16 protein-coding genes are annotated in these 15,256 nt (G+C 44.8%); 2 read left to right on the top strand and 14 right to left on the bottom strand.

The annotated features are described in order from the left end of the window. Positions 1-19: 19 nt before the first annotated feature. The 6 genes from HOP38_RS04985 to htpX all read right to left on the bottom strand — a co-directional run bounded on the left by HOP38_RS04985 (position 20) and on the right by htpX (position 5,609). The gene (locus tag HOP38_RS04985) at positions 20-1,276 is read right to left on the bottom strand and encodes an SAM-dependent methyltransferase (protein ID WP_198557571.1); all 1,257 of its coding nucleotides are present in this window, start codon (positions 1,274-1,276) and stop codon (positions 20-22) included. A 12-nt stretch (positions 1,277-1,288) separates the two neighbouring features. Beyond that, positions 1,289-2,086, bottom strand: a complete 798-nt coding sequence (locus HOP38_RS04980; RefSeq protein ID WP_198557570.1) for a DUF1365 domain-containing protein — start codon at positions 2,084-2,086, stop codon at positions 1,289-1,291. Beyond that, positions 2,086-3,378, bottom strand: a complete 1,293-nt coding sequence (locus tag HOP38_RS04975) for an NAD(P)/FAD-dependent oxidoreductase (RefSeq protein ID WP_198557569.1) — start codon at positions 3,376-3,378, stop codon at positions 2,086-2,088. The genes HOP38_RS04980 and HOP38_RS04975 overlap by 1 nt, the downstream gene beginning before the upstream one ends. Positions 3,379-3,399: 21 nt before the next feature. Continuing rightward, positions 3,400-4,140, bottom strand: coding sequence for an SDR family NAD(P)-dependent oxidoreductase (locus HOP38_RS04970; RefSeq protein ID WP_198557568.1), 741 nt, complete (start codon positions 4,138-4,140; stop codon positions 3,400-3,402). Further along, a complete protein-coding gene (locus HOP38_RS04965) occupies positions 4,140-4,559 on the bottom strand; it encodes a nuclear transport factor 2 family protein (RefSeq protein WP_006074077.1) in 420 nt (139 codons plus the stop codon). Before HOP38_RS04965 ends, HOP38_RS04970 begins: the two co-directional genes overlap by 1 nt. A 174-nt stretch (positions 4,560-4,733) precedes the next feature. Further along, positions 4,734-5,609: a protease HtpX gene (htpX, locus tag HOP38_RS04960; protein WP_198557567.1), complete on the bottom strand. Its 876-nt coding sequence runs from the start codon at positions 5,607-5,609 to the stop codon at positions 4,734-4,736. A gap of 388 nt (positions 5,610-5,997) precedes the next feature. On the opposite strand from htpX, the gene HOP38_RS04955 reads away from it, so the two are divergent. Continuing rightward, positions 5,998-6,165, top strand: a complete 168-nt coding sequence (locus HOP38_RS04955) for a hypothetical protein (RefSeq protein WP_006074074.1) — start codon at positions 5,998-6,000, stop codon at positions 6,163-6,165. A 54-nt stretch (positions 6,166-6,219) separates the two neighbouring features. Here the strand turns inward: HOP38_RS04955 and bioD are convergent, their stop codons facing one another. Genes bioD through bioB form a run of 4 tightly spaced genes read right to left on the bottom strand, consistent with a single transcriptional unit; the run spans position 6,220 to position 9,894 of the window. Further along, complete coding sequence (gene bioD / locus HOP38_RS04950) at positions 6,220-6,903, bottom strand: dethiobiotin synthase (protein ID WP_006074073.1); 684 nt, start codon at positions 6,901-6,903, stop codon at positions 6,220-6,222. Continuing rightward, positions 6,900-7,703, bottom strand: a complete 804-nt coding sequence (bioC, locus tag HOP38_RS04945; protein WP_198557566.1) for a malonyl-ACP O-methyltransferase BioC — start codon at positions 7,701-7,703, stop codon at positions 6,900-6,902. Before bioC ends, bioD begins: the two co-directional genes overlap by 4 nt. Further along, the gene (locus HOP38_RS04940; protein ID WP_198557565.1) at positions 7,704-8,858 is read right to left on the bottom strand and encodes an 8-amino-7-oxononanoate synthase; all 1,155 of its coding nucleotides are present in this window, start codon (positions 8,856-8,858) and stop codon (positions 7,704-7,706) included. Continuing rightward, the gene (gene bioB, locus HOP38_RS04935) at positions 8,842-9,894 is read right to left on the bottom strand and encodes a biotin synthase BioB (protein WP_006074067.1); all 1,053 of its coding nucleotides are present in this window, start codon (positions 9,892-9,894) and stop codon (positions 8,842-8,844) included. Before bioB ends, HOP38_RS04940 begins: the two co-directional genes overlap by 17 nt. Positions 9,895-10,014: 120 nt before the next feature. On the opposite strand from bioB, the gene bioA reads away from it, so the two are divergent. Next, a complete protein-coding gene (bioA, locus tag HOP38_RS04930; RefSeq protein WP_171389249.1) occupies positions 10,015-11,307 on the top strand; it encodes an adenosylmethionine--8-amino-7-oxononanoate transaminase in 1,293 nt (430 codons plus the stop codon). 58 nt (positions 11,308-11,365) lie between these two features. Here bioA and HOP38_RS04925 read toward each other — a convergent pair whose 3' ends face one another. The 4 genes from HOP38_RS04925 to lolA all read right to left on the bottom strand — a co-directional run bounded on the left by HOP38_RS04925 (position 11,366) and on the right by lolA (position 15,235). After that, entirely contained in the window at positions 11,366-11,632 is a 267-nt protein-coding gene (locus HOP38_RS04925; RefSeq protein ID WP_171389250.1) for a DksA/TraR family C4-type zinc finger protein, read from the bottom strand. 216 nt (positions 11,633-11,848) lie between these two features. Continuing rightward, complete coding sequence (serS, locus tag HOP38_RS04920) at positions 11,849-13,156, bottom strand: serine--tRNA ligase (protein WP_124940889.1); 1,308 nt, start codon at positions 13,154-13,156, stop codon at positions 11,849-11,851. 103 nt (positions 13,157-13,259) lie between these two features. Further along, entirely contained in the window at positions 13,260-14,549 is a 1,290-nt protein-coding gene (locus HOP38_RS04915) for a replication-associated recombination protein A (protein WP_276311917.1), read from the bottom strand. A gap of 68 nt (positions 14,550-14,617) precedes the next feature. Further along, complete coding sequence (gene lolA / locus HOP38_RS04910; protein WP_006074059.1) at positions 14,618-15,235, bottom strand: outer membrane lipoprotein periplasmic chaperone LolA; 618 nt, start codon at positions 15,233-15,235, stop codon at positions 14,618-14,620. Positions 15,236-15,256 lie beyond the last annotated feature (21 nt).

Here is a 15,256-nt window from a genome sequence, read left to right as displayed (position 1 = left end):
TTTAGCATCAAACGTTTTATTAACGACCACGCTGGAAGGTAATATGAACGGTACTGATACTTTTCGCCCTAAACCCGCCTTCGCAATAACAAAAATAGTAGCGCCACATACGAATAAATCGCTCGTCGTAGCCTAAGGCTCTAACTCTCTCTAATGATGCTTCAAACCTTAGACGCCAATCCACCAATGTCTTCGCGTAATCCAAACCAATATCAAACAGATCTCTCACGATGAGATCCGTGTGTTTAGTACTGTAAGTGGTAAGCGCTGTGATGGAAGGCAAGAAGCCCCCAGGAAAAATGTACTTCTGTATAAAATCGACATTATCGGCATAGTAATCGTATCGCTGGTCAGCAATAGTAATAGCCTGAATCGCCATCAAACCTTGAGGTTTTAATAAAGACTGGCATTTTTGCAGATAGGAAACTAAGTATTGCTTACCAACTGCTTCAATCATTTCGATGGAAACAAGCTTATCGAATTCTCCCTCGAGTAAGCGATAGTCTTGCTTCAAAAGAGTAATCTTATCTTCGAGTCCTGCTTTTTCGACCTGCTGTTTTGCGTAATCAAACTGTTCATCCGAAATAGTGGTTGTGGTAACGTGACATCCATAATTTTTGGCCATATAAATCGCCATACCGCCCCAACCTGTACCTATTTCTATTACGTGATCTTCCGGTACTAACTGCAATTGTTGACAAAGCCGCTCCATTTTATTGAGTTGGGCTTGCTCTAGCGTGTCTGTCGGGCTTACATAAATGCCCGAAGAGTAGAGCATTCTCTCATCGAGAAATGTCTCATATAGACTGTTACCCAAGTCATAATGAGCTTGAATATTCTCTTTTGACTTAGTAACCGTATTGCGATTCACCCAGTGCCCAAGTTTATACATCACTTTCGTGAGCAGACTTGATTGATCTTCAATAGAGTCAAGAGCGGCTAGGTTGACCGCCATCAACTCCATTAACGCGGATAAATCAGGACTATCCCACCAATCATCCATGTACGCTTCACCCGCTGCGATACTGCCTCCTTGAATTAGTCGACGGTAAAACTCTGGGTGTTTCACTTCGATAATCGCTGTCGGTTCCCCATCTTTGGGTTTACCAAAGCGTTCACCAACATGTTTGCCGACGCTTCCTTCTTCTTGAAAGCTCTCTATGATGGTTAAACAACCAATCTCAAGTTTGTATAAACATTTGAATGCAATACTTTTCGCGGTTTTTTGTAAACCAGTTAGGGCTCTAGGTGCCTCTATTGAGGTCGTATTTAACATGTTGAATTCTCCCTAATTCTTTGAGTTCGTATGCTGCGAAAATTCGTCAGAAGGTGCAGAATGAGCCGAAGCCTTCTTGGGTTTAGAGTGGTCATAGATGGGTGTTCCTTTAAGCCATAACTTTAAGGCGTGCCAATATATCCCCACCACGACTTTCACCGTCATAATTGGGGTTGTGACCAATTGTCGGATTAAATTCTTCGAGGTAAATGCACGCCCTTTCATTGACAAAGTGGCATCAAATACTTTTTCTGACTTGTGACACGCTAAGTACACAAACAAGCGCTGCCCTAACGGCTTCAGACGCCACTGATACTGCTGATCTATAGGATTAAACGGAGAGACGTGGAATGCCTTGTCATGGCGCCAATTTTGATGATTTACACCTTTGTCTGCCTCTATAGCGTAATAATGTCTTTCATTCCAAGGGGTGTTACTTACTTCTGCCAACAGATAACGCCAGTTATTCTCTTCATCATATAGGTAATAGAAGTTGACCGGACTGAAATACAGACCAAGGTATCTCAGATGGCAAACCGCAACCACTCTACCCTCGATTTTTTCACCAGTGAGCTCCTCAACTTTACCTTGCACCGCTAACTTCAAATCGCCTTCACCTAGATAGTCTTCTCGGCGAAATCGAGCCCAGTGCCACCAACGTTCCCCAAAACCCCAAACTTTTTGCTTTAAAGAGTCAAGCTCATCTAAATCGATAGCAGGCATGAATAATGGATAATCTAAATGGTGTTTGGTAGGCGTATAGCGACGATGCGCTACGTGTCCAACCATAAGTTGGCTGTTGGAAACCATCACGCAGCTCCTCGTACAGAAGCGGAAGCATTGTTAACACTGGCTAAAATACCTTCAACAACATCCAACGCACTCTTCACTCCATCTTCATGGAATCCGTTATACCAATAGGCTCCGCAGAACCACGTGTTATTTTGACCCCACAGTTTTTCTCTATGTTGCTGTGCTTCAATACTTTGGGTCGTGAACACCGGATGACTATAGTTAAAGGTTCTGAGTATTTTGGAGCGGTCAATCACGTTAGATGAATTGAGCGACACGCAAAATGTCGTATCAGATTCAATATGCTGAAGAATGTTCATGTCATAGGTCAATGTCGGCAATCGAGATTGTTCATCTTCCGAGCCATCTAACGCATAGTTCCACGACGCCCATGCAGACCTTCTCACTGGAAGTAGACTTTCATCGCAATGCAACACTACTTCATTTGATTGATACTCCATAGCACCAAGAATCGATAACTCGGATTGTGTCGGCTCAGCAAGCATCGCTAGTGCTTGGTCGCTATGACAAGCAAAAATCACTCTGTCAAAACGCTCTGAGTTGCCATTAGACATCACCGTAACTCCAGCAGAATCTCGAGACACCGAGGTAACAGGAGAGTTCAACCGGATCTGATCGGCAAAGCCCTGCGTAAGCGGACCGATATAGCAGCGTGATCCACCTTCAATCACATACCACTGCGGTCTATTAACAACATCAAGCAAACCATGATTTAGGAAAAAGCGCAGAAAGAATCCAAGCGGGAATGCTCTCATATCGGCTAGAGTCGAAGACCAAATTGCTGCGCCCATTGGTAGGATGTAGTTTTGAGTGAAATAGTCAGAGAAGCGATGATGACTTAAAAAGTCGCCTAGCGTTTGAGTTGCTAGCAGGGATTTGTCTGACTCTGCAGACGATTTAGCAAGCTTATTGAACCTTAAAATTTCAAAGATAAAGCGGTAAAAGGTTGGATTGAGTAGGTTGCGTTTTTGGGCGAACAAGGTTGATAACGTATGACCGTTGTACTCTAAGCCCGTGGCTGCGTTCTTGACACTAAAACTCATTTGTGTAGGAACACCCTTTACTCCAACCTCTTTCATCATTCTCATGAAATTGGGATAAGTTCTATCGTTATAAACGATAAATCCAGTATCGATGGCATAGGACTTTCCCTTTACCTCAACGTCCACTGTGGCGGTATGACCACCAATATAATCATTGGCTTCAAACAGGGTTACATCGTGATGCTTATGTAAATAGTAACCACACGTTAAGCCTGAAATTCCTGTACCGATAATTGCTATTTTCATAGAAAGAAAGTCCTTTATCTATCACGATTGATTTAGCAAGCGTGTTACTAATTTAGTTTGTAAGCCATAAGGCATGATACCGACGAGGCGAAGAATCCACGTGAAGCGCTTGGGGAAATAGATGTAAGCTGCCCGTTTATCTATTCCCGTTTGAATCGCGTTTGAAGCTTCTTCTACCGATACCATCATCGGCATATCAAAATCGTTTTTATCCGTAAGTGGGGTTTTCACAAATCCAGGGAAAACACAGCTGATGGCAACCCCTTTTTTTTTCCAATCGAGCTGTAGAGTGCGCACTAAATAGGTGATAGCGGCTTTCGAAGCACCGTAAGCTTCAGCACGAGGCAGAGCCAACTCACCCGCTATTGAACTGACGACCACAACATGATGTTCCGATGACAATCTTGTCTGCATTTGTTCCAGTACATTCACGCTCCCCATCACATTGACTGTCATCACTCGCTCTATCAACGCTGCGTCAATCACCCCTTCATCGATGTACTCGCAGTCACCAGCATTGACTATCCACAGCGTTGGAACTAGTTCAATCTTGCTAAATGCCTGTGCTACCGCTTCCCTATCGGTTACGTCAAACGAAAGTGGAACGATGTTCTCTCTGCCCGCTTGTAACGAATGAAGTTTCGCCTCTGAACGCCCGCAGGCGTAGACAAGATAACCTTTTTCAGCATAATCATTAGCCAACTGCCATCCTATGCCAGATGACGCGCCGGTAATGAAGACGGATTGATGCGAGTGCGTCATTACTTACCCAACCTCTGTTTAATATTCTTAATAACAAAACCGAGTAGAGGAATGTTCTCGTAAAGCATTTCCCCTAAGTCGAAGTAATCTCGATGAAAGATGACTCGATCTCCGCTGAAACGAATGTGACTAACCCCATTTACTTTTACGGCTTCTCCCCCATTAAGCTTGGGATGCTGTAACTGCATGGTCCAAGTTAGAAAACCTGAATCTTCTACCTGTTGATGATGACGAATGTCAAAATCACATTTGATGACGTTGGTATACAAAGAGTCAAAATAAGCGGACAGTTGATCCCACCCCTCTAAGCGATGAGCTGAGTCCTCAAACACCACATCCTTGTGATAAATCTGTTCAAGAAGATGCAGGTTGTTCTTGTTTAGCTTCTGATACACCTCGCTAACCATTTCTATATTCATAACAACCCTTAATTCGTTTTTTCAAAAGTCTCTAAAGTACAAGCTAGTACAGCCTGAAAGTTATACAAGATCTGGAAAGTACAACTTTTTGTATAAGTGTTACGGTGGGGAGGTTTGAAAGGATCAAAAAAAAAGCTTGGAAATTTTTCCAAGCTTTTTAACAAGTTCTAAGAATTAGTATTGCTGATTTCTTAACGCATTAATACGCTTTTCTAGTGGTGGGTGGCTCATTAGAAGTTCGGTCATGGATCGCTTACCGTTGATGCCGAATGCCATCATGGAACCTTCAAGATGAGACTCTTGGCTCATTTTCAATCTTTCTAGTGCTGCAATCATCTTTTGTTTGCCAACAAGACTTGCCGCTCCCGCATCCGCATGAAACTCACGATGGCGGCTATACCACATAGTAATAAAGCTCGCTAGGAAGCCAAACACCAGTTCAAGCACCATAGAAACACCGAAGTACACCATCATGTTAGTGCCGCCTTCGCCTTCATCGCTGTTATTGTTTGACGCAACAATATTTGCAATAAAGCGAGACAGGAAGATAACGAACGTATTCACGACACCTTGCATTAGCGTCATGGTAACCATGTCGCCATTCGCGATATGACTAACTTCGTGGGCAAGTACCGCTTCTGCTTCGTCTCGTGTCATATTGTGTAGTAGGCCGCTAGATACAGCCACCAACGAGTCATCTCTCTTTGCACCCGTCGCAAATGCGTTTATATCTGGAGAATCATAAATCGCAACGGTTGGCATACCGATGCCCGCCTGCTGAGATTGTCGACCGACGGTTTCTAGTAACCAATGCTCTGTTTCATTACGAGGGCTTTCGATCACCATTCCACCAACTGAACGTAGCGCCATTTTCTTTGACATCATCAAAGAGATGAATGAACCGCCAAATCCAAATACTGCCGCCATGACTAATAAACCCGACAAACTGCCTGGTTGCATGCCAGTAACTGCATAGACAATGTTAAGAACAATACTTAACACTAGAACCACAGCAAGGTTAGTTGCTAGGAAGAGTAATACTCGCTTCATTCACATTTCTCCAAATTAAGAAGCTTGATTATGACGAAAATGCCATTTTGCTTATAGTTTTAGTCAAAGTTCTACGGCCCAAGTTTGAGATCCGTGTGGCATTTTTCGATTTCACTATATACATATAGTCTTAGATTTAAAAATCAAGGTTAAGCTTTAAATTGAAACAAACAGTTAATATCTTGATTACTTCATAAACTATAAGCCCATGAAATAACAGAAAAGCACATCAACTACCGATTATTGCAATTATACGCATATAAAATATGGAGCTAAGATTTCATTGTGATTGATGAAAAGGTCTTAGACTTTGGTCGTATTGTGAGTGATAAGTGTGCGAGTTAAAGTCCAGTGAGATTGAACACTCCATGTAGAAAAGGAAAATACCATGGTAGAGAACAACAACTTTCAGATGGCAATTGATTTGCTTTGCTGCCACCTCGGTATCAGCGAAGACGAAGCTCGTGAGCAACTAGGTATTCAAGACACTACTGAGCTAGACATTCATCTTATGGAAACTCAGTCTGCACTTATGGGCCTATCGGAAGATAAGTAACTTCCTACATGTTATCCAATTAAAAAGGGCTGTCATAATGACAGCCCTTTGCATTTATATGCTTTCGAGTACATCTAACTTGATATATTTGCCTAAGTCTCGCTTCTTACAGCCAGGAACGTAAGGCACCTCCCCTAACTTGGGTGCATCAATTTTGTTTTCTAGCATCTCTATAATTTCAGCGTAATGCTCCACACCAGGGTTTACGCGGTTAGCTACCCATCCGACTAATTCAAGACCATCCGCTTTAATCGCTTCAGCAGTAAGCATAGCGTGGCTCAAACAGCCCAATTTAATACCTACGACCAAGACAACTGGCAACTTTTCTTGTTGAACCCAAGTCGACAGACAATCGTCTTTCGAAACTGGTACGCGCCAACCACCAGCGCCTTCAACTAACACAAAGTCACTGTTTTCTTTATGCTGGTGTAAGGTTGTAGAGAGCTTGTCGTAACTAATTACTTCATCATCGGCTATCGCAGCAATATGCGGCGACGCAGGTAACGAAAGCGCATAAGGATTGACTAAGTCGTAGTCGATATCTTGATTCGCAGCCGCTTGAAGATGTAACGCATCTGAATTTCTCAGACCGTGTTCTGTAATTTCGCATCCTGCTGCGACAGGCTTATACCCTATCGTTGATTTTCCTTGTGCACCTACAGCACTTAATATCGCTTTTGATACAACGGTTTTCCCAACTTCAGTATCCGTACCGGCAATAAATAGTGCTTTCATCATAATGCAACTGACCCCAAACAAATTTGATAACTAGCAGGTAGCAACCCATCTTGGTTTGCGTATTTTTGATATTCCATTTCAAGTGCCTTGAGAGCCTGTTTACCAGTAAACCCTTTTGAGCGACCTTCTACGTGATTGGCTCCTATGCCTTTCAAGTCCTTCATCAAACCAAGTGCGGTGCGATACCACATAACCATTTCCGGCAAGTCTAGTTGATGGTCACGACATCCAGATTGCGCTAACGCAATTTTTACCTGATTCAACGTCGTAAAGTCGTTTACATGTTGATATGCATCAATTTTACCCCATGACCTCTTGAGTTCTTTAAGAGAGCCATCGACAAGAGATGAGAAGAATACAGCGCCTCCAGTTTTGGTCACGCGTTTCATCTCTCGCAGTGGTATCGACAAATCCGCACACCACTGTAATGCCAAGCTGGAGACTACATAGTCAAATTCAGCTGACGTAAAAGGTAGCTGCTCAGCGTCTGCCAATTGATAAGTCACATTTTCGATACCACAACGACGTTGAGCCTCTGCTAACATCTCAGCAGAGAGATCAGCGCAAACTACGTCAGCGCCTCTAAGCAGTAACTGCTGTGCGCAGTATCCCGTTCCACAACCAAGATCGAGCACTCGGCATCCAGATAAGTCATTGGGCAGTTTGTCCAACAAACGGTCCGCTACTTTTCGTTGCAGTTCAGCATGCTGGTCATAATGCTCTGCAGCACGTCCAAACGCGGCGGAAATTGCATCTTTATTTGGTAATGGAGCATGCAAATGAGCTAACACTTCGGTCATTTATCCTTCCTCCGAAAAACGTGTCAATTGGTTGGCAAGCATGATCACATCTTGATGCTGATGCGATGCAGAGAGAGTAATACGAAGCCTTGCACTTTCTCTGGGTACCGTTGGAGGACGAATAGCCGTGGTCCACACACCTTTTTCTTTTAAAGAAGAACAAAGCGCTAAAGCGCGAGCTGAGTCGCCGACAACCCAAGGCTTAATTGGCGTAAAGGTGGAGACATATTCTGGGCAATCGCTTAATAGCTCCTCAAACATGGCAGACAATTCCATCCATTTTTCTCTGCGCCAATGATGCGTTTGAATCATTGACAGAGCCTTTAACAGAGCACGGGCATGAGCTGCTGAAAATGCCGTTGAATAAATGTAGTGACGAGCAAATTGGGTTAGATATTGGCCCATTTCTTCTGAGCAAAGTATTGCCGCGCCATTAAGACCAAACGCTTTGCCAAACGTCACGACTAATATCTCTGGCTTGAGTTCACTGACCCCACAGGCTCCCAATCCATTGTCGCCAATGACCCCAATGCCATGAGCATCATCGACCATCGACAACATACCGCGTGTCTGGCAAACTCCGACAAACGCTTCGATGTCGGATAGATCGCCATCCATACTAAACACACTCTCGGTGACCGCGAGTGTTGAACGCTCAGCTCTAGCCAATGACTCCAAATGGGCAAGATCGTTATGACGAAAGCGCTTCATATCTGCGCCACAAAGCATACCCGCTTCCATCAGTGAGGCATGATTGAGTCTATCTTGAAGTAACAAATCCCCCTTAGTTAATAGCGTGAGCAGCAGCGCTTGATTGGCAGCATAACCTGACGAAAAAAACAGTGCAGTATCAAAACCCAACCATTCAGTAAGCGCAGATTTCAATGACTCATGCTGTGTGGAATAACCCGTCACTAAAGGAGAGGCTCCACTACCCACTCCAAGCTCTGAGATGGCTTGCTGATAGCTGTCTTTTAGCTCAGAACTTGACGCTAGACCTAAGTAGTCATTGGAAGAGAAGTTAAGGAATGACTGACCGTCTTTATAAAAAACAGATTGATTCCCTGACTCCAATGTTTGGACAGAGCGAAGCAAGTTGCTCCGCTCCCTTTCCATTAGAGCATCCGAGATGCGCTGGTTAAACGCTCGCGTCATAGAACAAATCGTCTTTTGTTGGACGCGCAGCAACACGCTCTACTACTCTATCTAGTAACTCGCTTTCTTGGATTTCATCTGGCTTTTGCGATGTCTCTTCGCGATTAATACCCAACTTCTTAAACAATTGAAGATCGGTATCTTCATCTGGATTAGGGGTCGTCAGCAACTTACAACCATAGAACACTGAGTTTGCTCCGGCCATGAAACACAGGGCCTGCATTTGCTCATTCATATTTTCTCGCCCAGCAGACAAGCGCACTGCTGACTTTGGCATCATAATACGGGCAATCGCAATTAGACGGATGAAGTCGAACGGTTCTACATCATCCACTTCTTCTAACGGCGTGCCTTTTACTTTGACCAACATATTGATAGGCACGCTTTCTGGTTGCACTGGTAAGTTGGCTAACTCCATCAGCAGACCGGCGCGGTCATTAGCACTCTCACCCATGCCAATAATGCCACCTGAGCAAATCTTCATACCAGCATCACGAACATGGCTAAGAGTGTCTAAGCGGTCTTGGTAAGTTCTTGTGGTAATGATGTTGCCGTAAAATTCAGGTGAGGTATCAAGGTTGTGGTTATAGTAGTCAAGTCCAGCCTCAGCTAAGTGACTTGCTTGATCTGGCGTTAGCATGCCTAAGGTCATACAGGTTTCTAAACCCATATCTTTTACGCCTTTAATCATATCTGTTAGCAAAGGCATATCGCGCTCTTTGGGGTTTTTCCATGCAGCCCCCATACAGAATCGCGTTGAGCCTGCATTTTTCGCTTTTTTAGCAGCATCTAGTACACGCTCCACTTCCATCAAGCGTTCAGATTCTACGTCTGTTTTATAACGTGCACTTTGGGGACAGTATTTACAGTCCTCTGGGCACGCACCGGTTTTAATCGACAGCAAAGTGCTAACTTGGACGTGATTTGTTTGTTGAAACTGCCTGTGCACCAACTGCGCCTCAAACAGCAGATCCATAAAGGGTTTGTTCATCAACGCTTGCACTTCGGCATGGGTCCAATCGTGTCGTACTTCCACTGGTTTATCCTTTGCTCACTTATAATTAGTCTTGGCTAGTGTACTGACAAGCGGTACACTGTCAACACCGACCACCCCAACAAGTTTACACTTGGTTAATTTTTAATCAGAGCTTATTTCATGGATTTAGAGTTTGATAAACAGCATATCTGGCACCCTTACACTTCTACCCTTAACCCTTTAACTTGTTATCCCGTCATCTCTGCTAATGACGTACTTCTTAAACTAGAAAATGGCCTTGAACTCGTAGACGGCATGTCTTCTTGGTGGTCTGCGATACATGGGTATAACCACCCAAAGCTCAATCAAGCGTTGATTCAACAAAGTGAAAAGATGGCTCACGTCATGTTTGGTGGCATTACTCACCAACCGGCAATCGACGTCAGCAAACGGCTGTTAGCACTGGCACCTGATAATCTGGAACACATTTTCTTAGCTGACTCTGGCTCGGTCTCTGTTGAAGTAAGTCTAAAGATGGCTCTGCAATATTGGCATGCAAAGGGAGAGAACCGACCTAAGTTCCTGACGTTAAGTCACGGTTATCACGGTGACACCTTTGCGGCTATGTCGGTAACCGATCCCAACAACTCGATGCACAGTTTGTATAAAGGGTTTCTTCCGGAGCATATTTTTGCGAAATCGCCAACGATCGGTTTTGACGAAGAGTGGGATGAGGCCGATATTGCCGACTTTAAAGCAAAGATTGACCTACACCACCGCGAGATCGCCGCAGTAATCCTTGAACCTATTGTTCAAGGCGCTGGTGGGATGCGAATTTACCACCCCAAATTTCTTTCCCGAGTGCGTGAGCTTTGCGACCAATACGGTATTTTGCTGATTTTGGATGAAATCGCTACGGGCTTTGGAAGAACAGGAAAACTGTTTGCTTGCGAGCACGCCAATGTCCAGCCAGACATTATGTGTGTTGGCAAAGCACTAACTGGCGGCTATATGACTTTGTCCGCTACACTCACGTCGAAGCATGTGGCTGATACTGTATGTGGTGGGGAAGCTGGCTGTTTTATGCACGGGCCTACTTTTATGGGGAACCCTTTGGCTTGCGCTGTTGCTTCAGCCAGCTTAGAACTCATTGCCGACAACCACTGGCAGCAACAAGTCAGCAGTATCGAAGCAATGTTTGCTCAGCTGCTCCCTGCCTTAACTCGCCACCAACAAGTTGAGAACGTGCGTTGGCTTGGCGCAATTGGTGTGGTTGAAACCAAACACCCCGTAAATATGGAAGTGATTCAGAAGCATTTCGTCGAACAAGGGGTTTGGATTCGACCTTTCGGCAAGTTGATCTATATGATGCCACCTTACATAAGCCAGCCGGAACATATTGACGCCTTAGTTAAAGCTATTGATTTAGCGTTGGAAAATGAAGCTTGCTTCGTTGAATCAAGCGCAGGATAACGTGTACTGAAAAGCGGTTTGACGCTTGGTTTCAAACCGCTTTGTATATCGATGATAATTAACGTAGTTGGCTATCTTTACTCGCCCGACGATTAAACAACGCCTGACGTTGAGTTAAGTGCTCTAGCGATTGCTGACATTGAATACAAAATCTCACACCCTTTATCGCTATGCGCCTCGCTTCAGGAATCAACTCCCCACACTCATCACAATAAAGCGCACTTTCTCCGCGACTCGCCGCGCTTCTTACCCGTGAAATCTCATCGTCAATGGTATTTTGAATTTGTTGGCTGACACTATCGTCATTTGCCCACCCTACGGCCATATGCCCTCCTCAGTTAGGTCGAGAAATGAATACTTACCGTGGTAAGGCGGACATTATAACTATTGGGCTTGAGTTAATAATCGGTCGAAATTAGGAAAGACTATTACATTGTTGTAATAGTTAAATCAGACGTCGCATACCTAAACAAGCGGAAAGTTGACTTCTAGATATGAAAAAGCCCAGCAATGCTGGGCTTAATAATTAGTAGGTTATGCGTTAACCGATATGTGTTGCGCCACTCATGTACTTTTGAAGTACAGCTGGAATCGCGATACGACCATCTGCTTCTTGGTTGTTCTCTAGGATAGCAACCATAGTACGGCCAACCGCTAGGCCAGAACCGTTTAGAGTGTGCACCAGCTCAGGCTTCTTCTCACCTTTACGGCGGAAGCGAGCTTGCATGCGACGAGCTTGGAAGTCCCACATATTTGAACAAGAAGAGATCTCACGGTATGTTTCCTGCGCAGGAACCCAAACTTCAAGATCATAAGTTTTGCGAGCACCAAAGCCCATATCACCAGTACAAAGCACCACTTTACGGTATGGAAGTTCTAGCAACTGAAGTACTTTCTCAGCATGACCAGTTAGCTCTTCAAGCGCGTCCATTGAATCTTCTGGCTTCGTGATTTGTACCAATTCAACTTTATCGAACTGGTGCATACGAATAAGACCACGAGTGTCACGACCATAAGAACCCGCTTCAGAGCGGAAACAAGGCGTGTGCGCCGTCATCTTAAGTGGCAAGTCCGCCTCTTCAGAAATAGTGTCACGAACTAAGTTCGTCACTGGCACTTCTGCTGTCGGGATAAGAGACAGTTTACGTGGCTCTTCATCGCTCGCTTTTTCAGTTAGTGGCTCAGTGTGGAAAAGATCTTTACCAAACTTAGGTAACTGACCAGTACCAAACAGGCTGTCCGCATTCACTAGATAAGGAACATACATTTCTGTATAGCCGTGTTCTTCCGTGTGAAGATCCAGCATAAACTGAGCGATTGCACGGTGAAGGCGAGCGAATTGGCCTTTCATAACGATAAAGCGTGCACCAGTAATCTTCGTTGCGCTAGCAAAGTCTAGACCATCACCCATCTCACCAAGATCAACGTGATCCTTAACTTCAAAGTCGTAAGACTTAGGCTCACCCCAACGTGAGATTTCTACGTTGTCGTTTTCATCTTTACCTTGAGGAACGTCGTCCGCTGGCAAGTTAGGAACAGACAGTGTGATGTCTTCAAGTTGAGCCATTACCGCAGTGAGCTCTTCTTTCTTCGCTTCAAGATCGCTACCTAGTGTACCGATCTGCTTTTTGATCTCTTCAGCGCCTTCTTTGTCGCCTGCAGCCATTTTCTGGCCGATCTGCTTGGAAATGGAGTTACGCGTGGATTGTAAATTCTCAACTTCTACTTGAATGGACTTACGTTGTTCTTCAAGTTTACGGATAGTCTCTACGTCTAGCTTGAAGCCGCGACGTGCTAATTTTTCAGCTGTTTCATCCAGCTCTGTACGAAGTAATTTAGAATCCAGCATTGCCAATCCTATGCTTTTTAGTTGTGAATACCTCTACAACTGATTACTTTCCAACCAGTTGTAGATATTGATTTGTTAACCGGATAAAGATAACTAAAAGCCACTACTTTTCATAGCGCTTTTGTGGGCTTTTTGCGTCTAAATCCGCCAGATAATCTAACTTTTCGCCAATTTTGGTTTCGAGACCACGATTTGTTGGCTGATAATAGCGAGTTCCTTCCATTTCGGGCGGAAGATATCGTTCACCAGCCGCATACGCACCCGGCTCGTCGTGAGCGTACCGATACTCTGCTCCATACCCCATATCTTTCATCAGTGAAGTCGGTGCATTTCTAAGATGATGCGGGACTTCATATTCTGGTAGGTTATGGGCGTCAGTTAAAGCCTGTTTCCACGCGGTATACACGGCGTTACTTTTTGGAGCGCATGCCAAATAGACAATCGCTTGAGCGATGGCCCTCTCACCCTCTGCGGGTCCGACACGAGTGAAACAATCCCATGCAGAAAGTGCAACTTGCATCGCTCTAGGATCAGCGTTGCCTACATCCTCTGACGCAATGGCTAATAGTCGGCGTGCGATATAGAGAGGGTCACAACCCGCCGCTATCATGCGCGCAGACCAATATAGCGCTGCATCTGGATTTGACCCCCTAATGGACTTATGTACCGCAGAAATCAAGTCGTACCAGATATCGCCTTTATTATCGAAGCGATTGACTTTCTCGCCTGCGACTTCCGCTAATAGAGCTAACGTAATGTCCTTCTCACCCTGTGCATTATCTTCGGCCATATCGTAGAGCAGCTCTAGGTAGTTCAGCGACATACGCGCATCGCCATTAACCAGCTCCGCTAAACGCTCCAGAACGTTGTCATGGAAATTTGCCGCGATAGTTCCCAAGCCTCGCTTTGCATCATCTCTTGCTTGCTCCAGTACCAATAAAATATCGGCTTTGTCCAAAGACGTCAGTTTGTAGACTCGAGCTCGAGACAATAGTGCATTATTAAGCTCAAATGAGGGATTTTCGGTGGTCGCACCAATAAAGGTTACTGTGCCATCTTCAATATGAGGTAGAAACGCATCTTGCTGGCTTTTGTTAAAACGATGGACCTCGTCCACAAACAGAATCGTTCGTTTACCAGCCAGCTTGTTCTCGCGAGCTCTTTCGATAGCCGCACGGATATCTTTAACACCTGACGTCACTGCCGAGACTCTTTCTACCTCTGCATCCGCATAATTTGCAGCCACTTCAGCAAGCGTCGTTTTACCTGTACCTGGTGGGCCCCAGAGAATCATTGAGTGCAATTGACCCGCTTCAAGGGCACGTCGAAGCGGTTTTCCCACACCCAGAATGTGCTGCTGACCAATATATTGCTCAACATTTTCTGGGCGCATTCTAGCAGCAAGGGGACGAAAATCTTCGTCCCCTGAAAAGTCAAAACTGAAATTACTCACGCAATCTCCTAGTTCCTTTGGTCGTCCACTTCGACGCCATTAGGAATCACAAAGGTAAATCGATCGGCAGAAGGTTTGCCTACCTTAATGTTGTCAAACGCAAAGGTCCCTTTCTGACCATCTTGCTCAATAACATTAAAGCCATGCACAATACCTTTGCTATCAATATTAATCTGGAACTGCCCCTGTGTTGAATCAACAGCAGTAGGAATCAGAGTAAATACATCGCCCTTTTGATTGACGTTGTAATTGTCCCAGTCACTGGCGCGATTACGAGTCAATAATACAAACGGGGTTTGCTCGGTCGCTTGCTCCTGATTGTAAATACTGACTTGCTCAATGAATGGGCTGTAGTACCACAAGTTGTTGCCATCTGATACCAAGACATTTTCGTCAGGCATGGTTGTCACCCAGCGGAACATGCTAGGACGTGATATTTCAACGTTGCCCTCGCCTTCCATCACGACCTCACCTTCAGGGCTAGTGACTTTTTGAGTGAAGGTAGCACTAAATCCGTCGTTTAGCTGTAGTCTGTCGCTTAGCTCCTGCTGAGGCGTCGCAGTTGCTAGTGCAGAAAAACCTAGCGTGGAAAAGCTCAAAGCGGCGAGCGTTAACCATTTCTTCATGTAGTCTCCTCAGAGCTTATC

This window comes from Vibrio mediterranei (assembly GCF_013364395.1).
In the GTDB taxonomy this organism is placed as follows: Bacteria; Pseudomonadota; Gammaproteobacteria; order Enterobacterales; family Vibrionaceae; genus Vibrio; species Vibrio mediterranei.
The sequence above is the reverse complement of the archived record's forward strand: the minus strand, read 5'-3'. Positions and strand labels throughout refer to the sequence as shown.